This window comes from Vibrio sp. JCM 18905 (assembly GCF_055393305.1).
In genome coordinates this window covers 607,796-628,736 of the sequence record NZ_AP043880.1, presented here as the reverse complement: position 1 = coordinate 628,736, position 20,941 = coordinate 607,796, and the positions used below count along the sequence as shown (strand labels likewise).

The 20,941-nt window shown below is 45.6% G+C and carries 11 protein-coding genes, 16 tRNA genes and 4 rRNA genes; 16 read left to right on the top strand and 15 right to left on the bottom strand.

The features are described from left to right. Nucleotides 1–2: 2 nt before the first annotated feature. The 3 genes from glsB to trmB all read right to left on the bottom strand — a co-directional run bounded on the left by glsB (nt 3) and on the right by trmB (nt 2,787). Entirely contained in the window at nt 3–923 is a 921-nt protein-coding gene (gene glsB, locus ACZ5ZC_RS19620; protein ID WP_005393987.1) for a glutaminase B, read from the bottom strand. A gap of 98 nt (nt 924–1,021) precedes the next feature. Next, nucleotides 1,022–2,050 (bottom strand): TRM11 family SAM-dependent methyltransferase, encoded by a 1,029-nt coding sequence (locus ACZ5ZC_RS19615; RefSeq protein WP_104974790.1) that lies wholly within the window; start codon nt 2,048–2,050, stop codon nt 1,022–1,024. A 17-nt stretch (nt 2,051–2,067) separates the two neighbouring features. Further along, nucleotides 2,068–2,787, bottom strand: coding sequence for a tRNA (guanosine(46)-N7)-methyltransferase TrmB (gene trmB / locus ACZ5ZC_RS19610; protein WP_006743099.1), 720 nt, complete (start codon nt 2,785–2,787; stop codon nt 2,068–2,070). 203 nt (nt 2,788–2,990) lie between these two features. Here trmB and mutY point away from each other — a divergent pair, with 203 nt between their 5' ends. The 16 genes from mutY to ACZ5ZC_RS19530 all read left to right on the top strand — a co-directional run bounded on the left by mutY (nt 2,991) and on the right by ACZ5ZC_RS19530 (nt 9,121). Further along, nucleotides 2,991–4,067: an A/G-specific adenine glycosylase gene (mutY, locus tag ACZ5ZC_RS19605; protein ID WP_464932210.1), complete on the top strand. Its 1,077-nt coding sequence runs from the start codon at nt 2,991–2,993 to the stop codon at nt 4,065–4,067. Nucleotides 4,068–4,086: 19 nt separating this feature from the next. Continuing rightward, nucleotides 4,087–4,359 carry an oxidative damage protection protein gene (locus tag ACZ5ZC_RS19600; RefSeq protein ID WP_005381002.1) on the top strand — a complete coding sequence of 91 codons (273 nt, stop codon included), beginning with the start codon at nt 4,087–4,089 and terminating at the stop codon, nt 4,357–4,359. Between the two features lie 78 nt (nt 4,360–4,437). Continuing rightward, nucleotides 4,438–5,577: a membrane-bound lytic murein transglycosylase MltC gene (mltC, locus tag ACZ5ZC_RS19595; protein WP_005393998.1), complete on the top strand. Its 1,140-nt coding sequence runs from the start codon at nt 4,438–4,440 to the stop codon at nt 5,575–5,577. Between the two features lie 100 nt (nt 5,578–5,677). Then, nucleotides 5,678–5,753 (top strand) — tRNA-Phe (locus tag ACZ5ZC_RS19590). 66 nt (nt 5,754–5,819) lie between these two features. After that, nucleotides 5,820–5,895 (top strand) — tRNA-Thr (locus ACZ5ZC_RS19585). Nucleotides 5,896–5,902: 7 nt separating this feature from the next. After that, nucleotides 5,903–5,978: transfer RNA gene (locus ACZ5ZC_RS19580), tRNA-Phe, on the top strand. Between the two features lie 54 nt (nt 5,979–6,032). Further along, a tRNA-Asn gene (locus ACZ5ZC_RS19575) sits at nt 6,033–6,108 on the top strand. 71 nt (nt 6,109–6,179) lie between these two features. Beyond that, a tRNA-Thr gene (locus ACZ5ZC_RS19570) sits at nt 6,180–6,255 on the top strand. Between the two features lie 7 nt (nt 6,256–6,262). Then, a tRNA-Phe gene (locus tag ACZ5ZC_RS19565) sits at nt 6,263–6,338 on the top strand. 38 nt (nt 6,339–6,376) lie between these two features. Then, nucleotides 6,377–6,452, top strand: a tRNA-Asn gene (locus tag ACZ5ZC_RS19560). A gap of 300 nt (nt 6,453–6,752) precedes the next feature. Further along, the gene (locus ACZ5ZC_RS19555) at nt 6,753–8,378 is read left to right on the top strand and encodes a methyl-accepting chemotaxis protein (protein ID WP_464932209.1); all 1,626 of its coding nucleotides are present in this window, start codon (nt 6,753–6,755) and stop codon (nt 8,376–8,378) included. Between the two features lie 233 nt (nt 8,379–8,611). Beyond that, a tRNA-Phe gene (locus tag ACZ5ZC_RS19550) sits at nt 8,612–8,687 on the top strand. Nucleotides 8,688–8,740: 53 nt separating this feature from the next. Continuing rightward, nucleotides 8,741–8,816: transfer RNA gene (locus ACZ5ZC_RS19545), tRNA-Thr, on the top strand. Nucleotides 8,817–8,838: 22 nt separating this feature from the next. Further along, nucleotides 8,839–8,914: transfer RNA gene (locus tag ACZ5ZC_RS19540), tRNA-Asn, on the top strand. A 40-nt stretch (nt 8,915–8,954) separates the two neighbouring features. Then, nucleotides 8,955–9,030 (top strand) — tRNA-Thr (locus tag ACZ5ZC_RS19535). Nucleotides 9,031–9,045: 15 nt separating this feature from the next. After that, nucleotides 9,046–9,121: transfer RNA gene (locus ACZ5ZC_RS19530), tRNA-Asn, on the top strand. 283 nt (nt 9,122–9,404) lie between these two features. Here the strand turns inward: ACZ5ZC_RS19530 and ACZ5ZC_RS19525 are convergent. The 12 genes from ACZ5ZC_RS19525 to chbG all read right to left on the bottom strand — a co-directional run bounded on the left by ACZ5ZC_RS19525 (nt 9,405) and on the right by chbG (nt 20,937). Beyond that, nucleotides 9,405–10,841, bottom strand: a complete 1,437-nt coding sequence (locus tag ACZ5ZC_RS19525) for an NAD-dependent succinate-semialdehyde dehydrogenase (RefSeq protein ID WP_464932208.1) — start codon at nt 10,839–10,841, stop codon at nt 9,405–9,407. A 598-nt stretch (nt 10,842–11,439) separates the two neighbouring features. Then, a tRNA-Asp gene (locus ACZ5ZC_RS19520) sits at nt 11,440–11,516 on the bottom strand. Nucleotides 11,517–11,561: 45 nt separating this feature from the next. Beyond that, nucleotides 11,562–11,678, bottom strand: a 5S ribosomal RNA gene (rrf, locus tag ACZ5ZC_RS19515). Nucleotides 11,679–11,734: 56 nt separating this feature from the next. Next, nucleotides 11,735–11,810 (bottom strand) — tRNA-Thr (locus tag ACZ5ZC_RS19510). A 101-nt stretch (nt 11,811–11,911) separates the two neighbouring features. After that, nucleotides 11,912–12,028 (bottom strand): 5S ribosomal RNA (gene rrf / locus ACZ5ZC_RS19505). Nucleotides 12,029–12,193: 165 nt separating this feature from the next. Further along, nucleotides 12,194–15,083 (bottom strand): 23S ribosomal RNA (locus ACZ5ZC_RS19500). Nucleotides 15,084–15,398: 315 nt separating this feature from the next. Beyond that, a tRNA-Glu gene (locus tag ACZ5ZC_RS19495) sits at nt 15,399–15,474 on the bottom strand. Between the two features lie 11 nt (nt 15,475–15,485). After that, nucleotides 15,486–15,561: transfer RNA gene (locus ACZ5ZC_RS19490), tRNA-Ala, on the bottom strand. Between the two features lie 95 nt (nt 15,562–15,656). Then, a 16S ribosomal RNA gene (locus tag ACZ5ZC_RS19485) occupies nt 15,657–17,209 on the bottom strand. The 16S, 23S and 5S rRNA genes sit together here with 4 tRNA genes alongside, the layout of an rRNA operon. A gap of 486 nt (nt 17,210–17,695) precedes the next feature. Next, nucleotides 17,696–18,949, bottom strand: coding sequence for an HD-GYP domain-containing protein (locus ACZ5ZC_RS19480; RefSeq protein WP_054868202.1), 1,254 nt, complete (start codon nt 18,947–18,949; stop codon nt 17,696–17,698). 128 nt (nt 18,950–19,077) lie between these two features. Further along, nucleotides 19,078–20,076 carry a LacI family DNA-binding transcriptional regulator gene (locus ACZ5ZC_RS19475; RefSeq protein ID WP_006742369.1) on the bottom strand — a complete coding sequence of 333 codons (999 nt, stop codon included), beginning with the start codon at nt 20,074–20,076 and terminating at the stop codon, nt 19,078–19,080. A gap of 105 nt (nt 20,077–20,181) precedes the next feature. Then, nucleotides 20,182–20,937, bottom strand: a complete 756-nt coding sequence (gene chbG / locus ACZ5ZC_RS19470) for a chitin disaccharide deacetylase (RefSeq protein WP_464932207.1) — start codon at nt 20,935–20,937, stop codon at nt 20,182–20,184. Between the last annotated feature and the right edge of the window lie 4 nt (nt 20,938–20,941).

The following is a 20,941-nucleotide window of genomic DNA, read 5'->3' as shown; positions in this document are numbered from 1 at the left end:
CATTAGAAAATCGAACGGCCAATTCGCTCCGATAGCAATTCAAGCGCCTTAGTACCAGCAAGGGAGTTACCTGAAGGGTCAAGCTCTGGAGACCATACTGCAATGGTCATTTCACCAGGTACTACCGCGATAATGCCACCACCGACACCAGACTTACCAGGCATGCCAACACGATAAGCAAACTCGCCCGCGCCATCATACAGGCCACACGTTGCTAACAGTGCATTAAGTTGTTTGGTTTGCACGGGAGAAACAACGGGCTTACCCGTTTGTACCGATGTGCCCTTATTTGCCAAATAGCTAAACGTTTTAGCCAAGTCGACACAGCTCATCTTCAGTGCACAAGCGTGGAAGTAGTTTTGCAGCACTGGAATTACTTCATTTTCGAAGTTACCAAACGAGCGCATGAGATAAGCAATCGCCGCATTACGATCACCATGCATCATTTCAGATGCCGCGACGACTTTGTCATACACAATATGAGTATCACCAGAAAGCTGACGTACAAATTCCAATAGGCGCTGACGAGGTGCAGATAAGCGAGTTTGCAACAGATCCGCCACAACTATCGCTCCAGCATTAATAAAAGGATTGCGAGGAATACCTTGCTCCATTTCTAGCTGGATTAGCGAATTAAATGCCTGCCCCGAAGGCTCTTTTCCCACTCGAGACCAAATTTCTTCTTGCTTGTACAAGCACATCGCTAACGTCAAGCTCAATGCTTTTGAAATAGATTGGATAGAGAAAGGTTCATCGGCATCGCCCGCCTTAATAACCTCACCTTCGTTGGTGTATACCGCAATACCTAACTTGTTGCTGGGTACTTTTGCCAGAGCAGGAATGTAATCAGCCACTTTACCTTGGCCGATTAAAGGGCGTACTTCCGCCAAAATATCTGTCAAAATTTCCACTGTCGGTTTCATTCTCTACCTTCTATTTACAAGAGAACTCGTTGAGCTCAGAGGTAAAAAAAGCCAACGTGTCGTTGGCTTTTCCATAGGGTTCGTTCGACTCAAGTCGATTATGGTTTTACTGCCACAATAATATTGCGGTTGATAGATTGATCAACACGGTGAAGATAACCGATGTAAGGCTCTTCTGAAAGTACCTTCCAACCTTGTTCTTCAAATAATGCCGCGACATCTTTCCATTTCAATGTGAATTCATTGAAAGACAACACCACTGAACCTTGCTTTTTCAATACCACTTTCCATGCAGGCAGAGCCTCGTTTAAAAGCTCTAGTGGACTACGGTTCAGTTTGCTGTCCTTGGCATTTTTGCTGCCGTGCTGCACGCCGTAAGGCAAGTCAGACACCATCACATCAACTGAGTTCTTTTTCACGACTTGATCAGCGATACGAGTATCAGCCGAATACAGCTTCATAAACTGAAGATTGCCTTGGTTGTAATCTTCTTTATTTGCTGCAGCTTCAACCACGAAACCATCCGCCACTTTCTTGCCACCCGCAGTGCGCTTTTCTTTACTCACTTTGTGCTTAAAGCGGCCATTCTTCATGAACTTAACAATAAAGGTCTGGATCTCTTGCACCCACTTGGCGTTAATCTCAACCCCTACCACGTTCAAACCGTGGATCAAGCCTTCAAATAAGGTTGTACCTTTACCACACATTGGATCCATTAAGGTCAGTTGTTCACTTCCCGTATTGGACGCACTAATGCCGATATTCACCATCAAACGGGTAAACTGCTCGTTTGTTTTCCCGGTATAACGCAGAATCTGACTCATGCTTTCCGGGAAAGTATTGAACGCTGGCGCTTGAATTGGTCGAAGTAAACCATCTTCGCGCACTTCAAATAGTGCATAGTAAATCGAAGAGGCTGCGATTCTTCGCGTCTGCTCATCGCTTAGAGCTTCCTGACAAGAAAACACCAACGCTGCAGGTAAGCCAACCTCTTTACTACCAATTTCTGTCACATCCACGCCTTGTGAAGCTAAAATTGCTTTTAGCTCTGAACAGGCAATGGTCATTGCGCTATCAAAGTAAATTCGGTTATGACCCGGATTCGCTAATATCGCGTAATGGTACATCCCATGAACTCCTCTAGTTACGCGATACGCTTATATTTGATATCCCACACACCGTGACCAAGACGATGACCACGAGCTTCAAACTTCGTTAAAGGACGGTCGTCTGGACGAGGAACGAAATCACCATCTTTAGCAATGTTTTCGAAACCTGGCGCTTGGTTCATAACTTCAATCATGTGCTCTGCGTAGTTTTCCCAGTCTGTCGCCATGTGGAAAATACCTTCATTAGGGATCAGCTTCTCACGAACCATTTCAGCAAAACCTAATTGAACGATACGACGCTTGTGGTGACGTTTCTTGTGCCAAGGGTCTGGGAAGAACAACTGCAGTGTCGATAGGCTGCCGTTTGGAATCATATGCTCAAACACTTCCACTGCGTCATGGCACATCACACGCAGGTTAGTAACTCCCGCCTCACGCGCATCCGCAAGACAAGCACCAACACCCGGGCTGTGTACTTCGATACCAATGAAGTTCTTCTCTGGTGCATTCTTTGCCATTTCAACCAATGAAGCACCCATACCAAAACCGATCTCTAGTACAACGGGGTTGTCGTTACCAAACACTTCTTTCCAATCGAGAAGTTCAGCTTTGAAGTCAATACCCATCGTTGGCCAGCATTCATTCATCGCGCTCTCTTGACCTTTAGTCAAACGCCCTTCACGGCGCACAAAGCTGCGGATTTTGCGGATCAGCTTTCCGTCTTCGTTGTATTCGTTAGTGGTTACTTCACTCATTGATTTTGCCTGCACATTGATTAATCAAAGCGGGGATTATCCAAAGAATTTACTGAGGTGCAAGTATTTGTTGAGCTCTTGGCCTATGGCAGCCCAAAAGCAATAGCACACCTCTTTATATCCCTACTGTTTATCCGTTGTACTTCTTGCCCATTATGTGGTGCAATTTTGCACCTAACCAATAATAGAATACAGAGCAAGTCGTGACACCTTTCGCCAGTGCCATCCTAGAATGGTATGACGCATATGGAAGAAAAGATCTTCCGTGGCAACAAAATAAGACCGCATACAGTGTCTGGTTGTCTGAAATCATGCTTCAGCAAACTCAGGTCACTACGGTTATTCCGTATTACCAACGTTTCTTGGAGCGTTTTCCAACCGTTATCGATCTTGCCAATGCTGAGCAAGATGAAGTCCTGCACCTTTGGACTGGCTTAGGGTATTACGCCCGAGCCCGTAACCTTCACAAAGCAGCACAAGAGGTCGCCTCTACATACAATGGTGAGTTTCCTCTTGATATAGAGAAAATGAACGCCTTACCGGGGATTGGCCGCTCTACCGCAGCCGCCGTTTTATCGTCTGTGTATAAACAACCACATGCGATTCTTGATGGCAACGTGAAGCGCACCCTATCCCGCTGTTTCGCAGTCGAAGGATGGCCAGGACAAAAAAAGGTTGAAAACCAGCTGTGGGAAATTGCCGAAACGCATACCCCACAAACGGACGTAGATAAGTATAACCAGGCAATGATGGACATGGGCGCAATGGTCTGCACACGCAGCAAACCCAAATGTAGCCTCTGCCCTGTTGCGGATCTGTGTGTGGCAAAACAACAAGGCAATGTGCTCGACTACCCGAGTAAAAAACCGAAAAAAGACAAGCCAATCAAGCAAACTCGTTTTGTAATGCTTCACCACAACACCGAAAATGGTCATGAAGTGTGGTTAGAACAAAGACCACAAACAGGCATTTGGGGTGGCTTATTTTGCTTCCCACAAACCGAACATGTAGATGTAGAAAGCGACATTGAATTGCTACTGGATCAACGTGGCATTCAAGCCAGCAATATCAAGCAGCAGCAAACACTGATTACCTTTCGCCATACCTTTAGCCATTACCACCTCGATATCACGCCAATTTTGATTGATTTAGCAAAGCAACCGGACGTGATAATGGAAGGCAACAAAGGTCTTTGGTATAACTTATCTAAACCTGAAGAAGTCGGTTTAGCCGCGCCAGTAAAACTATTGCTGGAAGCGCTACCCCACGAACTTCGTTAATTGAATACAAGGAGTCATTATGAGCCGCACTGTATTTTGTGCTCGACTAAAAAAAGAAGGCGAAGGTCTAGACTTTCAACTTTACCCTGGTGAACTAGGTAAACGTATTTTCGACAACATCTCGAAAGAAGCGTGGGCTCAGTGGCAACACAAACAAACCATGTTGATCAACGAAAAGAAACTCAACATGATGGATCCAGAGCACCGAAAACTGATCGAAACAGAAATGGTAAACTTCCTCTTTGAAGGAAAAGACGTTCATATCGAAGGTTACACACCGCCGAGCGAATAAAGTCGCTTGAGTTAAAACAATGACATCACAACCACTTGTGGTGTCATTTTTCTATTACCTTCAATAGCCCTGATACTTATGAAAAAAATTGTCTTTATTGCTGCCGCACTTTTAATGGCTGGCTGTAGCCGTGAATTCGTCGAAAAGATTTATGACGTCAACTACGAGCCCACAAACCGTTTTGCCAATAACTTAGCTGAGCTACCTGGACAATTTGAAAAAGATACCGCCGCGTTAGATGCCCTGATCAATAGTTTCTCTGGTAATATTCAAAAGCGCTGGGGTAAAAAAGAAATTAAGTACGCAGGCAAAAGTAATTACGTCAAATATATCGATAACTACCTTAGCCGTGCCGAGGTCGACTTTCGCAAAGGCGTGATCACGATTGAAACCGTATCACCTACCGAGCCCCAAAAGCACCTCAAAGAGGCGATTGTCACTACCTTACTCACGCCAGACGATCCAGCTCACGTCGACTTGTTCTCCTCAAAAGGAATCACGTTAGAAGGGCAACCATTTCTGTATAAACAAGTTGTCGATCAAGACAATAAGCCAATTCAGTGGTCTTGGCGGGCAAACCGATTTGCGGAGTATCTCATCGCAAACAAGATCAAGACCAAAGACGTTGATTTCAAGAAAGCGTATTACGTCGAAATCCCCATGGTTGAAGACCATTTTTCAACACGCAGCTACCAATACGCCGATATCGTGCGCCGAGCTTCTAAGAAATACGATATTCCAGAAGATTTGATATACGCCATTATTAAAACCGAGAGCAGCTTCAACCCGTACGCAGTAAGTTGGGCAAATGCGTATGGCTTAATGCAAGTTGTACCTAAAACCGCCGGTCGAGACGTATTCAAGCTCGTGAAAAAGCGCTCAGGCCAACCAAGCCCTGAATATTTGTTTAATCCAGAAAACAACATCGATACCGGTACTGCGTATTTCTACATCTTAAAAAATCGTTATTTAAGAGAAGTCCATCACCCTACCTCTCTCGAGTACAGTATGATTTCCGCTTACAATGGCGGTACTGGAGGTGTTTTAAACACATTCCATCGCAGCGATCGCAAACGCGCAATGCAAGATCTTAATTCGTTGCAACCCAACCAAGTTTATTGGGCACTAACTAAGAAACATCCGAACGCAGAAGCACGTCGTTACCTAGAAAAAGTTACAAATTTCAAAAAGGAATTTAACTCAAAGCAAACTTTGTAGTGACAGTTGAATAAAAAGCGTTCGAACAAGCACTTTTTTGAAATTATTTAAAAAAAGTGGTTGACGCAAAGCGGGAAAATCCGTTTAATAGCGCTCCGTCGCCCGGATAGCTCAGTCGGTAGAGCAGAGGATTGAAAATCCTCGTGTCGGTGGTTCGATTCCGCCTCCGGGCACCACAATTTGATTTGTTGGTGTCTTAACGAAATGTTATAACACGGACAAAAGCACAAAGAATAAAGTGTGCCGACTTAGCTCAGTAGGTAGAGCAACTGACTTGTAATCAGTAGGTCACCAGTTCGATTCCGGTAGTCGGCACCATTCTTTTGCCTCGATAGCTCAGTCGGTAGAGCAGAGGATTGAAAATCCTCGTGTCGGTGGTTCGATTCCGCCTCGAGGCACCATATTTGGTGCGCTTGCTTAATTTAAATCATTGGCAAGACACAAAACAGAATAGTTCCTCCTTAGCTCAGTTGGTAGAGCGACGGACTGTTAATCCGCAGGTCACTGGTTCGAGTCCAGTAGGAGGAGCCACTTTTCAGAGTTTCACTTAAGTGAGATTCTAAAAGATGAAGAGTTGAACTCTTCTAAAAAGAATAAAGTGTGCCGACTTAGCTCAGTAGGTAGAGCAACTGACTTGTAATCAGTAGGTCACCAGTTCGATTCCGGTAGTCGGCACCATTCTTTTGCCTCGATAGCTCAGTCGGTAGAGCAGAGGATTGAAAATCCTCGTGTCGGTGGTTCGATTCCGCCTCGAGGCACCATTATTTGGTGTCATTGCTAAACACGATACACGAATAATTCCTCCTTAGCTCAGTTGGTAGAGCGACGGACTGTTAATCCGCAGGTCACTGGTTCGAGTCCAGTAGGAGGAGCCATTTTTAAAAAGCCGCATCTTTTGATGCGGCTTTTTGGCATCTGTCCTACGCTCATTTCATTTTCTTTGTTTCTCTGTTTCTCTGTTTCTCTGTTTCTCTGTTTCTCTGTTTCTAGCATCGCAAAATATTAAGCCCAATCTCTAAAAAACACTTATTTTACGCTAAAAATTTAATCCTCATCATAATTTCAATACGCACTAGTATGCGCTCATATTCATCTTCACTAAGATGCCCGAGTTATTACATTTCTTCTTTTAGCTATGCCTTGCATAGTGATGACACTTTATTTGTGAGCTAAATATGAAACTAAAAACTCAAGCCTATTTATTATCTGCGATCATATTACTAGCACTCCTAGCACTGACCGCAACGGGCTTATGGACACTTCGCGTCGCAAGTAACCTTGATAACAAAGCTCGGGTTACTGAGCTATTCAAAAGTGCGTACAGCATTCTTACCGAAGTAGAAAAAATGGCTATCGAAGGCAAAATGCCAGAGGACGAAGCGAAATCATTAGCCACTCGCCTACTTCGTAATAATATCTACAAAGACAACGAATACGTTTATGTAGCAGATGAGAACATGATTTTTGTTGCAGCTCCGCTTGACCCTCAATTACATGGCACAAGCTTTCACGACTTTCGTGATGGAGATGGCAACAGCGTCGGCCAACTTATCTTAGATGTTTTGGGGCGCAAAACAGGTCAAATCGTCGAATATACTTGGAGTCAAAAGCAGGCCAACGGAAGCATTGAAGAAAAACACTCAATTGCCGAGAAAACACCACATTGGGGCTGGGTTGTAGGTACAGGGATCGGCTTTAATGAGGTGAATGCTCGCTTCTGGGCTACCGCCCAATGGCAGCTTGTACTGTGTTTAGTTATCGCGGGGAGTATTCTCGGTGGTCTGATAATCTCGATTCGCAAGATGCTCAATCTACTTGGTGGAGAGCCAAACGATGTGCGCAAAGCCGTTCAAGCTGTTGCACAAGGCGACATTCAGACCAGTTTTGATGCAGTGGCGCCGAGAGGAAGTATCTATCGTGCGGTGCAAGATATGAGTCAATCACTAGCCACCATGGTGACAAACCTTGAGAAATCCATGCACGCACTGCGCGCTGAGTTATCTGCCGTAGAATCTCGCTCAAATACGATTGCCGATCTCACCGTATCCCAGCAGCAGTCAACAGCAATGATTGCCACAGCGATGACTGAAATGGCATCTTCAGCCAACCATGTTGCCAACTCGGCAAGTGATACAGCAAACAACACAGACGAAGCCGATAAACAAAGTCAGCATACTCAGAAGCTGATTCACAGTACTGTTGAAAACATTCAAGGTTTGGCTTCTCAATTAAATACTGCAAGTAAAGCGGTCGCCGATCTAGATCAGGATGTAAATAGTATAGTGAAAGTGCTCGATGTAATTGGCGATATTGCAGAGCAAACAAACTTACTCGCACTCAATGCTGCCATTGAAGCAGCACGTGCCGGAGAGCAAGGTCGAGGCTTTGCCGTTGTTGCCGACGAGGTGCGTAACCTGGCAGGCCGAACACAAGATAGCACTAAAGAGATTCAGCATATGATCTCCAACCTGCAAGAAGGTTCACGTAACGCTATTCACACAATGGAAGTGTGTGCAGAAACCAGTGAGGGCACAGTAACAGAGTCTAAGAATGCCTCTGAAGCTCTGCAGCAAATTGTAACGGCTTTAGAATCTATCACCGCAATGAGTCAACAGATCGCGACCGCAGCAGCCGAACAAACTCAGGTTAGCGATGATATTGCGCTGCGCGTAAATCTTATCGAGGAAAGCGGAAGCCAGCTCAACTCAGTGGTAACGGAGAGTCAATCAAGCACTCAAAGTTTAGCTTCGCTGGCGGATGAGCTAGAAGGTTGGGTAAACAAGTTCTCTGTAAAGCACTAGGTTAAAGTCAATTGTTTAGTATAAAGCACGTTTTCAAGCGTGCTTTTTTTGTTTTTATCCATTTACTCTACTTTCAAACTCCTATCTTTCCATTAAAGAAAGCTTAGTTGATGGTGGATTTGTATCAAAAATGCATAAAAACAGCCCACTCCGAGCACATTTTCATCAAACGATATTTTATTTTAATTTTATGGTTGACCTAAGAGCCGAAAAACCGTTTAATACACCTCGTCGCCCGGATAGCTCAGTCGGTAGAGCAGAGGATTGAAAATCCTCGTGTCGGTGGTTCGATTCCGCCTCCGGGCACCACAATTTATTAATTGTTGGTGCTTAGCACGAACAATAGTTAAAGAATATAGTGTGCCGACTTAGCTCAGTAGGTAGAGCAACTGACTTGTAATCAGTAGGTCACCAGTTCGATTCCGGTAGTCGGCACCATTTATTCTTTTAAAAAGACAATTCCTCCTTAGCTCAGTTGGTAGAGCGACGGACTGTTAATCCGCAGGTCACTGGTTCGAGTCCAGTAGGAGGAGCCATTTTTCAGTTAGTAAGTCGATTACTTATTAACGAAAATGTGCCGACTTAGCTCAGTAGGTAGAGCAACTGACTTGTAATCAGTAGGTCACCAGTTCGATTCCGGTAGTCGGCACCACTTATTAAAATTTGTTCCTCCTTAGCTCAGTTGGTAGAGCGACGGACTGTTAATCCGCAGGTCACTGGTTCGAGTCCAGTAGGAGGAGCCATATTAGAAAAAGCCGTATCTCTTGATACGGCTTTTTTGCATTGGTTTAAAGTCAAACTCTTTTCTACTCATGTCACTCAGGAAAGAAAATCAGAGTTTAGATCATTACCTTGAAGGCATCGCTTAACTTAGAGTGGAATATCTGCTCACCAACAACTCTGCTTTCTATCGATAGTCCCACCATAAGTAATGTTCACCAATAAATAATAATCATAGTGGGTGGCACACATCTCCCAGATCAAAAAAGCCAGGTAAAACCCAGCTTTTTGCTTAAATCAACCAACTCAGCTTAAACCACCGAGACAAATATACTTTGTCTCCAAATATTCATCGAGCCCTTGTTTCGCACCTTCTCGGCCAACTCCTGACTCTTTCACTCCACCAAACGGGGCCACCTCAGTAGAAATAATCCCCTCATTGACACCAACCATGCCGTATTCCAGACCTTCGCTGAAAGCAACAATACGCTTGAAGTTATTCGTGTAGAAGTAACAAGCCAAACCATACTCTGTGTCATTCGCCATTCCGAGAACTTGCTCATCATTCTCAAAGGTAATAATAGGTAATACAGGCCCGAATAGCTCTTGCTGAACAATCGACATATGCTGCTTGACGCTATCCAAAAGAACGGGCTCCATAAAGCGCCCAGGGCGTCTCTGCGGAGAGTTGGCAATAGAAGCTCCTTCTTGTACGGCTTGATCGATCACTGCCTCTAGGCGATGTTTAGAAGCCATCGTAATAACAGGACCTAATGTGACACCTTTCTCTAAACCATTACCAAGCTGTAATTTGTTTAACTCCGACAATACTTTTTCAATAAAAGCTTGTTTTACATCTTCATGGACATACAGCCGATTGGTACAAACACATGTTTGCCCTGCATTACGGAACTTCGAAGCGACAAGCCCTTCCGCCGCCGCATCTAAATCTGCATCGTCAAAAACAATAAAAGGTGCATTACCACCTAACTCCATCGAAACCGCTTTGACAGAGTCACTGGCTTGTTTCATCAAAATCTTCCCGACTCGCGTAGAGCCCGTAAAAGAAACTTTCTTAATCCTAGGATCAGTACTTAGTACTTGGCCAAACTCAGCTGCCTGCTCTGATACCACCACAGGAAGCAGTTCTTTTGGGATTCCTGCCTGATAAGCTAATTCAACAACAGCAATTGCAGTAAGAGGAGTAAGCTCAGAGGGCTTGATCAACATGCCACAGCCTGCCGCCAGGGCTGGTGCTGCTTTTCTTGTAATCATCGCAATAGGGAAGTTCCACGGCGTAATTGCAGCGCATACCCCTACAGGCTGGCGAATAGCAGACAGACGTCGATCTGTCGTGGGGGCAGGTATAACTTCGCCATAAGCACGTTTGGCTTCTTCTGAGAACCACTCGACAAAAGAGGCGCCATACATCACCTCTCCTTTACTCTCGGTTAATGGTTTTCCCTGCTCTAAGGTAATAATCGTGGCAATGTCTTCTGCATTATCAAGGAGTAATTGATACCACTTTTTCAAGCGACGAGAGCGCTCTTTGGCACTTAACTTTGCCCAGCGAATTTGCTCGGTTTTACACTTACCAATAATGTCATCTAATTCCTCAAGAGCACTGGGCTTTAATCGAACTAACTCTTGCTCAGTTGCAGGGTTGATGACCACAATTCCCTCTTCGGAAGACCATTGTTTAAATACGGATTTCAAGGTTTCATTTTTTATTTGTTGCATCATCAAACTTACTCCTACGAGAACTCCTCTTAGGTTAATCTTTACTAGCAAGATCAGCAAAGAAAACAAAGTTTTCTAAAAGACATGAATGTTCGAATGACTTTATTCTCTTAACAGTCTAGACGCTCATTCTCTTCCAATGACTAAATCAGACTAGCGGTAACAAACTCCAGCAATCCATTCTCCTAGGGACTATCCAGAACACTAGAACGATGAATATTTGCGAAGTAGCAGTAGAAAACTCTTATTAGAGAGGAGCGTTAACGAAATACGCAGTGACAAGAATGAGACTACGAGCTAGCTTATGCGGATTCATCGGTCTAATGACCGATATAACCCATCAATCTCCAGCATTTACTATAGGTTCGAATCTGTAGAGAAATGAGCAAGGTTACATTCAACTAGAATTGTGAAACTCGGTTGCGGATAAAGCTGGCACTACAGATACCAAAAGTCTTAGTCTTTCAAGTGAAGCTTAATATAGGTGGCAGCGGCTCTGGGCTACTAACAGGCCTTTTCCGCGGGACTCATTCGATTAAAGGAAAAAGTATACTCATATTAACGAAAAAGCCCCAGTCTTTCGACTGAGGCTTAATATAAGTGGCGGAGTGGACGGGACTCGAACCCGCGACCCCCGGCGTGACAGGCCGGTATTCTAACCAACTGAACTACCACTCCGCAGTGGTATCACTCGCTTTAATAAGCAAGTGTCCAAAATTTAAAGCCTGGCGATGTCCTACTCTCACATGGGGAAGCCCCACACTACCATCGGCGCTATTTCGTTTCACTTCTGAGTTCGGCATGGAAATCAGGTGGGTCCAAAACGCTATGGTCGCCAAGCAAATTCTTTACGTTTTGTTTTAGGCTTTAATTTAAAGTCCAAAACAAACAATAAATGGTGCTGATACCCAGAATCGAACTGGGGACCTCATCCTTACCAAGGATGCGCTCTACCGACTGAGCCATATCAGCACATTATTTGTGTCCCTAAGGACTAAAAAAGCCCGCTTTTACAAACGGGCTCTCTTAACTTTTGTCTTCAACTTTTTAAAAAGGAGAAAACTAAATTTAAAGCCTGGCGATGTCCTACTCTCACATGGGGAAGCCCCACACTACCATCGGCGCTATTTCGTTTCACTTCTGAGTTCGGCATGGAAGTCAGGTGGGTCCAAAACGCTATGGTCGCCAAGCAAATTCTTTATCAATTTGCTCGCAAATTCAAACGCACTTTAGTGCGGCCCTTTAGGGTGAGATTTGCTTGCAAATCGAATAATTCGGAAAGCTGTTTTTTTAATTCTCGTTCTTACACATTCAATGTTCTTTCATTGAATCCATCAAAACCCCTTGGGTGTTGTATGGTTAAGCCTCACGGGCAATTAGTACAAGTTAGCTCAACGCCTCACAACGCTTACACACCCTGCCTATCAACGTCGTAGTCTACGACAACCCTTTAGGATACTTAAAGTATCAGGGAGAACTCATCTCAAGGCTCGCTTCCCGCTTAGATGCTTTCAGCGGTTATCGATCCCGAACTTAGCTACCGGGCAATGCGTCTGGCGACACAACCCGAACACCAGAGGTTCGTCCACTCCGGTCCTCTCGTACTAGGAGCAGCCCCTTTCAATTCTCCAACGCCCACGGCAGATAGGGACCGAACTGTCTCACGACGTTCTAAACCCAGCTCGCGTACCACTTTAAATGGCGAACAGCCATACCCTTGGGACCGACTTCAGCCCCAGGATGTGATGAGCCGACATCGAGGTGCCAAACACCGCCGTCGATATGAACTCTTGGGCGGTATCAGCCTGTTATCCCCGGAGTACCTTTTATCCGTTGAGCGATGGCCCTTCCATTCAGAACCACCGGATCACTATGACCTGCTTTCGCACCTGCTCGAATTGTCATTCTCGCAGTCAAGCGGGCTTATGCCATTGCACTAACCTCACGATGTCCAACCGTGATTAGCCCACCTTCGTGCTCCTCCGTTACGCTTTGGGAGGAGACCGCCCCAGTCAAACTACCCACCAGGCACTGTCCGCAACCCCGATAAGGGGTCGACGTTAGAACATCAACACTACAAGGGTGGTATTTCAAGGACGGCTCCACGCAATCTAGCGACTGCGCTTCAAAGCCTCCCACCTATCCTACACATGTAGGGTCAATGTTCAGTGCCAAGCTGTAGTAAAGGTTCACGGGGTCTTTCCGTCTAGCCGCGGGTACACTGCATCTTCACAGCGATTTCAATTTCACTGAGTCTCGGGTGGAGACAGCGTGGCCATCATTACGCCATTCGTGCAGGTCGGAACTTACCCGACAAGGAATTTCGCTACCTTAGGACCGTTATAGTTACGGCCGCCGTTTACCGGGGCTTCGATCAAGAGCTTCGACCGAAGTCTAACCCCATCAATTAACCTTCCGGCACCGGGCAGGCGTCACACCGTATACGTCATCTTGCGATTTTGCACAGTGCTGTGTTTTTAATAAACAGTTGCAGCCACCTGGTATCTGCGACTCTCAATAGCTCCATCCGCGAGGGACTTCACCGTCGAGAGCGTACCTTCTCCCGAAGTTACGGTACCATTTTGCCTAGTTCCTTCACCCGAGTTCTCTCAAGCGCCTTGGTATTCTCTACCCGACCACCTGTGTCGGTTTGGGGTACGATTCCTTACAATCTGAAGCTTAGAGGCTTTTCCTGGAAGCATGGCATCAATGACTTCACATCCGTAGATGCTCGACGTCGTGTCTCAGCCTTAAGAAGAGCCGGATTTACCTAACTCTTCAGCCTACGCACTTGAACCTGGACAACCGTCGCCAGGCCCACCTAGCCTTCTCCGTCCCCCCATCGCAATTGTAAGAAGTACGGGAATATTAACCCGTTTCCCATCGACTACGCCTTTCGGCCTCGCCTTAGGGGTCGACTTACCCTGCCCCGATTAACGTTGGACAGGAACCCTTGGTCTTCCGGCGAGGAGGTTTTTCACCCCCTTTATCGTTACTCATGTCAGCATTCGCACTTCTGATACGTCCAGCATGCGTTACCACACACCTTCAACCGCTTACAGAACGCTCCCCTACCCAATGCACAAAGTGCATTGCCGCAGCTTCGGTTTACTACTTAGCCCCGTTACATCTTCCGCGCAGGCCGACTCGACCAGTGAGCTATTACGCTTTCTTTAAATGATGGCTGCTTCTAAGCCAACATCCTGGCTGTCTGAGCCTTCCCACATCGTTTCCCACTTAGTAGTAATTTGGGACCTTAGCTGGCGGTCTGGGTTGTTTCCCTCTCCACGACGGACGTTAGCACCCGCCGTGTGTCTCCCGGATAGTACTTACTGGTATTCGGAGTTTGCAAAGGGTTGGTAAGTCGGGATGACCCCCTAGCCTTAACAGTGCTCTACCCCCAGTAGTATTCGTCCGAGGCGCTACCTAAATAGCTTTCGGGGAGAACCAGCTATCTCCAGGTTTGATTGGCCTTTCACCCCTAGCCACAAGTCATCCGCTAATTTTTCAACATTAGTCGGTTCGGTCCTCCAGTTGATGTTACTCAACCTTCAACCTGCCCATGGCTAGATCACCTGGTTTCGGGTCTATATCCAGAGACTGAACGCCCAGTTAAGACTCGGTTTCCCTACGGCTCCCCTAGATGGTTAACCTTGCCACTGAATATAAGTCGCTGACCCATTATACAAAAGGTACGCAGTCACAGGACAAAGCCTGCTCCTACTGCTTGTACGTACACGGTTTCAGGTTCTATTTCACTCCCCTCACAGGGGTTCTTTTCGCCTTTCCCTCACGGTACTGGTTCACTATCGGTCAGTCAGTAGTATTTAGCCTTGGAGGATGGTCCCCCCATATTCAGACAGGATATCACGTGTCCCGCCCTACTCGATTTCACTGAATATGCGTCGTCAGTTACGGGGCTATCACCCTGTATCGCCAAGCTTTCCAGCTTGTTCACCTGACGCCTATAAAGCTTAAGGGCTAGTCCAATTTCGCTCGCCGCTACTTTCGGAATCTCGGTTGATTTCTTTTCCTCGGGGTACTTAGATGTTTCAGTTCCCCCGGTTCGCCTCGTTATGCTATGTATTCACATAACGATACTTACTTATGTAAGTGGGTTTCCCCATTCGGAAATCCCAGACTCAAGTGGTTTTTACTACCTAATCTGGGCTTATCGCAAGTTAATACGTCCTTCATCGCCTCTGACTGCCAAGGCATCCACCGTGTACGCTTAGTCACTTAACCATACAACCCCAAAGAGTTTCGCGAAGCGATTCTTGAGGATGTTGTTTAAACAACCAAAGTTGTCTGCAATTATTTAAACATGATGCAGACTCGATTTTGCCGGACTCAATTTTTCTTCTCCCTTACTTTGAAAAAGTAAGACAAAAGCCAAGAACACTTGAATGTGTTGTATTGGTGTTTGTCATAAAGACAAACATTGAGAACTTTACAAACAACAATAAATTGTTGTTTTGTCAGCTTTCCAAATTGTTAAAGAGCTAATCACTTCAAAGAAGTAACCATTTTTAAAAGCACTTAATCAAGTACACTTAAAGATGGTATCCCGTAGGGGAGTCGAACCCCTGTTACCGCCGTGAAAGGGCGGTGTCCTAGGCCTCTAGACGAACGGGACACAGAAGTATGTGGTGGAGCTAATCGGGTTCGAACCGATGACCTCTTCGCTGCCAGCGAAGCGCTCTCCCAGCTGAGCTATAGCCCCACATAAATTGCTTCAGCATTTTACGCAGAACCAATTTTGCTCTGAAATCTAAACCGTATCAATCTGTGTGAACACTCATCGCAATAATCATCGTTTAAGGAGGTGATCCAGCGCCAGGTTCCCCTAGCGCTACCTTGTTACGACTTCACCCCAGTCATGAACCACAAAGTGGTAAGCGTCCCCCCGAAGGTTAAACTACCTACTTCTTTTGCAGCCCACTCCCATGGTGTGACGGGCGGTGTGTACAAGGCCCGGGAACGTATTCACCGTGGCATTCTGATCCACGATTACTAGCGATTCCGACTTCATGGAGTCGAGTTGCAGACTCCAATCCGGACTACGACGCACTTTTTGGGATTCGCTCACTCTCGCAAGTTGGCCGCCCTTTGTATGCGCCATTGTAGCACGTGTGTAGCCCTACTCGTAAGGGCCATGATGACTTGACGTCGTCCCCACCTTCCTCCGGTTTATCACCGGCAGTCTCCCTGGAGTTCCCGACATTACTCGCTGGCAAACAAGGATAAGGGTTGCGCTCGTTGCGGGACTTAACCCAACATTTCACAACACGAGCTGACGACAGCCATGCAGCACCTGTCTCAGAGTTCCCGAAGGCACCAATCCATCTCTGGAAAGTTCTCTGGATGTCAAGAGTAGGTAAGGTTCTTCGCGTTGCATCGAATTAAACCACATGCTCCACCGCTTGTGCGGGCCCCCGTCAATTCATTTGAGTTTTAATCTTGCGACCGTACTCCCCAGGCGGTCTACTTAACGCGTTAGCTCCGAAAGCCACGGCTCAAGGCCACAACCTCCAAGTAGACATCGTTTACGGCGTGGACTACCAGGGTATCTAATCCTGTTTGCTCCCCACGCTTTCGCATCTGAGTGTCAGTATCTGTCCAGGGGGCCGCCTTCGCCACCGGTATTCCTTCAGATCTCTACGCATTTCACCGCTACACCTGAAATTCTACCCCCCTCTACAGTACTCTAGTCTGCCAGTTTCAAATGCTATTCCGAGGTTGAGCCCCGGGCTTTCACATCTGACTTAACAAACCACCTGCATGCGCTTTACGCCCAGTAATTCCGATTAACGCTCGCACCCTCCGTATTACCGCGGCTGCTGGCACGGAGTTAGCCGGTGCTTCTTCTGTCGCTAACGTCAAACAACGCCGCTATTAACGACGCCGCCTTCCTCACGACTGAAAGTGCTTTACAACCCGAAGGCCTTCTTCACACACGCGGCATGGCTGCATCAGGCTTGCGCCCATTGTGCAATATTCCCCACTGCTGCCTCCCGTAGGAGTCTGGACCGTGTCTCAGTTCCAGTGTGGCTGATCATCCTCTCAGACCAGCTAGGGATCGTTGCCTTGGTGAGCCCTTACCTCACCAACTAGCTAATCCCACCTAGGCATATCCTGACGCGAGAGGCCCGAAGGTCCCCCTCTTTGGCCCGTAGGCATCATGCGGTATTAGCCATCGTTTCCAATGGTTATCCCCCACATCAGGGCAATTTCCTAGGCATTACTCACCCGTCCGCCGCTCGACGCCGTTATCGTTCCCCGAAGGTTCAGATAACTCGTTTCCGCTCGACTTGCATGTGTTAGGCCTGCCGCCAGCGTTCAATCTGAGCCATGATCAAACTCTTCAATTTAAGATTTTGTTCGGCTCAATGAATACTGAACATTACATAAGTAATGTTTGAATTGACTGTGCTGAATCCGAAGATTCAATGGTCACTTCGTTTCATTGAAACCTAATTTGAAACCGAAGTTTCTAATTGGATTATCATCAACGAGTGCCCACACAGATTGATAGGTCTATATTGTTAAAGAGCTTGCTTTGCGAGAACTTTTTCTCTCAAAGCGGAGGTGCATTCTAGCGATTTGGTTGTTAGTGTCAAACACTTTTTTCAACTAATTTTTCTTAGAACCTTTTTACCTCTTCGACATTGCTGAAGCCTTGTGGCGTCTGCCGTGTCGATGGATGCGCATTATAGGGAGAAGATTTTCTTTGGCAATACTAAAAGTACATTTTTTTCTAAAAAACATGCCAAATGGATACTTTCCATCCAACCTAAAAATCACCCCAAAATAACACTCAAGATTTCTACAGCTTACCCACAAAAATCTGTGGATAACTACTCATCACTATCGAAGAAGTAAGAAATGCGTGAACGCGGATTAAGATACTCTTTGATTTTCTCCGGCAATTTAGACGGATGAATCGCGTTAACTATCTTTATATCCTTTGATGCAAGATCAATGATTGGCGCCTGCGTCCTTGGCACTGATGGGTCGTAAACCAATACATTTGGGAATAATAGATGCGATGCATTCACTGAGATAACCAAGCCCACCATATTATTGGAAAGCTGAACCACAGTGCCTGGAGGAAACACGCCCATAAACTTAATCAGGATATTCAGGTTTTCTTCTTTATATAGGTGTTTACAGTTCTTATATAAATGAGAGAGTGCGGTATAAGGAATTTTTTGATCTGAGACTATAGGTGTATGACACAAGTTATCAAATGCGTTAGCTACAGCAATAATTTGAGCAAACTCGTTGATCTCATCTCCTTTCAGACCTTTGGGATAGCCAGACCCATCTCTTAGTTCATGGTGCTGTGCAATCACAACTCTTGCAACTTCGGGAAAACCTTCTATTTGGCTCGCAAGGTCTACTCCATATTTGGTGTGCAACTTTAAGTAGTTAGTTTCTGGTTCCGTCAGCGGTGCTTGCTTTCTTAATATTGCGGTAGGAATTTTTATTTTCCCGATATCGTGGAATAGCGCTGAGAATGAAAGCTCTTTCAACTGCGCAGCTGAGTACCCCTTAGCACGGCCAATCATCATGGCGATAACAGCAACGTTCAACGAATGGAAATAAATATCTTCAAACTCATTTTTACCGTTCATCAGGTGTAGAGTGACATTATCATCACACATTAACTTCTCGACGATATCTTCAATAAGAAGCTTCGCTTCATCAACGGCAGCTGTTGGACGATTACGAATTTTCGTCATGACCGAGCGCATACGCGCAAGAGAGCGCTCAAACTCTTTTTCGCACTGGATAACGCGTCGACGATACGCACTTAACTTTTCTATGCGGTTTTGTTTTTCTTGCCAAAGTTTTTGAGTTTCATGATCTAGCGACGCTTCATTCGTTACTCTATCAGCTTGTATCTGGTCGACTGGAAGTGGTGCCGCATCACTTTGCTCTGGATTAAAGTAAACGAACTTTACACCGAGGTGACGGATCATCTCGACTTGTTCTTGATCTTTAATCTTAAAACTATTGAGTAGAAAAGGGTGATCGTTCCACTTTAGCGGAAGACGGATATGTAATCCGGGTTGAATACGATCGACCGTAAGTTTAATGGCTGCCACTTATTCACTACTGATTTACGTTGCCTAAGAGAGTTAGAATACTAGTAAATTTTGTGAATAAATTCATCAGTAAGTATCAAAACATCAGATGGTCATTTCTAATGACTCATTTAATGAGCAAAAGCAAGCTACTTTAAGGTGCGATCTGCTTTGCGTATTTTAAGCTGAGCCTCGAACGTTGGCTTATCTATTATTTCTTGACCTTTGACTAACCCCATTAATGTTTGTACCGCTACACGGGCCATATCACTGATAGGAAAGTGCACTGCCGACACTGTAGGATAAAGGCTTTCACAAAGGTCGACACTGTCAAAGCTAGTTAAAGAGATTTGCTCCGGTACTGAAATATTGTGCTCGTGTAAGTACTGCATTGCACCGACCGTCATTTCCTCACTGCAAGAAAAGACTGCAGTAACTTCAGGGTGTCGTTGTAAAATTGCAGCCATTGCATCATAACCACTTTGCCGACCATAATTCCCTTCTTCACACCAGCTTTCGTCAATATCGATACCTGCGTCCTTCATCGCATCAACGTACCCAAGCTTTCTTAATAAACTATTATGACGTTGGGATGGACCGGTAATACAGGCGATTTTTCTATGACCACCAGCTAAAAGATGCTCGACGGCAATACGGCTTGCATGATGATGATTAAAAGTAACGCAACGCTCTTCTATTCCTTCAACATAGCGATCCAGAAGAACGAAAGGCGTAGGCTGTTTTGCTAATTCACGTAAATCATCATCTGACAAATAACGACTATGGAGGACATAGCCATCACAACGCAGATCATTAAAACGCTGAATGGCTTCCTTTTCACCTTCTGCAGAATGATGTCCTTGAGCGGTAATCAGAAACTTTTTATGAATATCCAGCTCAGTCTGAACCTGCTCCATCATCTCGCCAAAGAAGCCCCCCGTATAGTAAGTCACCAATAAGCCAACCATATTACTGGATGAGGTTGCGAGTGAACGAGCAATCGCACTCGGGCGATAATTCAGTTGCGCCATAGCTTGCTCTACTTTTTTTCGAGTTTCTTCGCGAAACTTCCCCTCCCCATTAATGATTCGAGAAACGGTAGAGCGATTTACACCGGCGAGTTCGGCGACATCTTTAATCCTTGCCATAATGCTATTGGGTCCAACTGCAATTGTTATTAAATATCCGTTTGTGTAGAACGGCTGCCAGCAATTCGTAAGGTGCTTATAGGGGGCGAAGCTGGCAGCCTTTAATCATACACCGACCATTTGATTGGTAGAAACGAGCTCAGAGTAATCCGTGACAGCTATACCATGTTGAGCTAACTGTTCTTTTAAAATGGGAGAGGCTAGAACTTGTAACTCTAGCTCTCGCTGAAGCGCATAACCACTCTTTAAAATCAGCGCTTGATCGGCCTCTGCCGGGTGGCACATCACCTCAACCAAATCATAGTTTGTCTTTAGACTCAATAAATGCGCCATCAAACCATCTAAACTTACTTTTTGATCGTAAAACTCGTCAGTAAAGACATACCTTGTTGTCATCGATTCTTGACACAAGCCAGTGCCCCGCAGTGGCACTCGGTATTCACTCGCTACCTCTTTAATAACGGGCAAAATTTGAGGGTGAGTATGCGCGTGATGATGGCTATCTAAGTGGCTTAGCTCTAACCCAAGCGATAAAAAATGTTCCACCTGAGCTTTTGCTTCGTCATAAATGACCTGAGTTTCGAAGTCCTGCTTACCCCACAGTTCGTCGTATTTGATAAAATGCGCTCGACCGTTGGTCAAATTAGGGTGCCCAGTTAGAGGCACTCCCGCTGTAAACCTAAGATGAACGCCAATTCTCAAGTCTGGATTATGGCGAGCCAACTCTAAAGCATGTTTCTCAGCATCCATACCGACCATCATGGTGGTTGAATGAACAACACCTTGCTGATGAGCTTTTACGATGCCGTTATTTACACCTCTCGTTAAACCAAAATCATCAGCATTAAAAATGACTTTCATTGGC

What these genes read in the sequence shown, in the direction of transcription:
- ACZ5ZC_RS19600 (WP_005381002.1), top strand. Translation starts at nt 4,087, where the DNA reads ATGAGCCGCACTGTATTTTGTGCTCGACTAAAAAAAGAAGGCGAAGGT.
- ACZ5ZC_RS19525 (WP_464932208.1), bottom strand. Translation starts at nt 10,841, where the DNA reads ATGATGCAACAAATAAAAAATGAAACCTTGAAATCCGTATTTAAACAA.
- mltC (WP_005393998.1), top strand. Translation starts at nt 4,438, where the DNA reads ATGAAAAAAATTGTCTTTATTGCTGCCGCACTTTTAATGGCTGGCTGT.
- chbG (WP_464932207.1), bottom strand. Translation starts at nt 20,937, where the DNA reads ATGAAAGTCATTTTTAATGCTGATGATTTTGGTTTAACGAGAGGTGTA.
- ACZ5ZC_RS19475 (WP_006742369.1), bottom strand. Translation starts at nt 20,076, where the DNA reads ATGGCAAGGATTAAAGATGTCGCCGAACTCGCCGGTGTAAATCGCTCT.
- glsB (WP_005393987.1), bottom strand. Translation starts at nt 923, where the DNA reads ATGAAACCGACAGTGGAAATTTTGACAGATATTTTGGCGGAAGTACGC.
- ACZ5ZC_RS19615 (WP_104974790.1), bottom strand. Translation starts at nt 2,050, where the DNA reads ATGTACCATTACGCGATATTAGCGAATCCGGGTCATAACCGAATTTAC.
- ACZ5ZC_RS19555 (WP_464932209.1), top strand. Translation starts at nt 6,753, where the DNA reads ATGAAACTAAAAACTCAAGCCTATTTATTATCTGCGATCATATTACTA.
- trmB (WP_006743099.1), bottom strand. Translation starts at nt 2,787, where the DNA reads ATGAGTGAAGTAACCACTAACGAATACAACGAAGACGGAAAGCTGATC.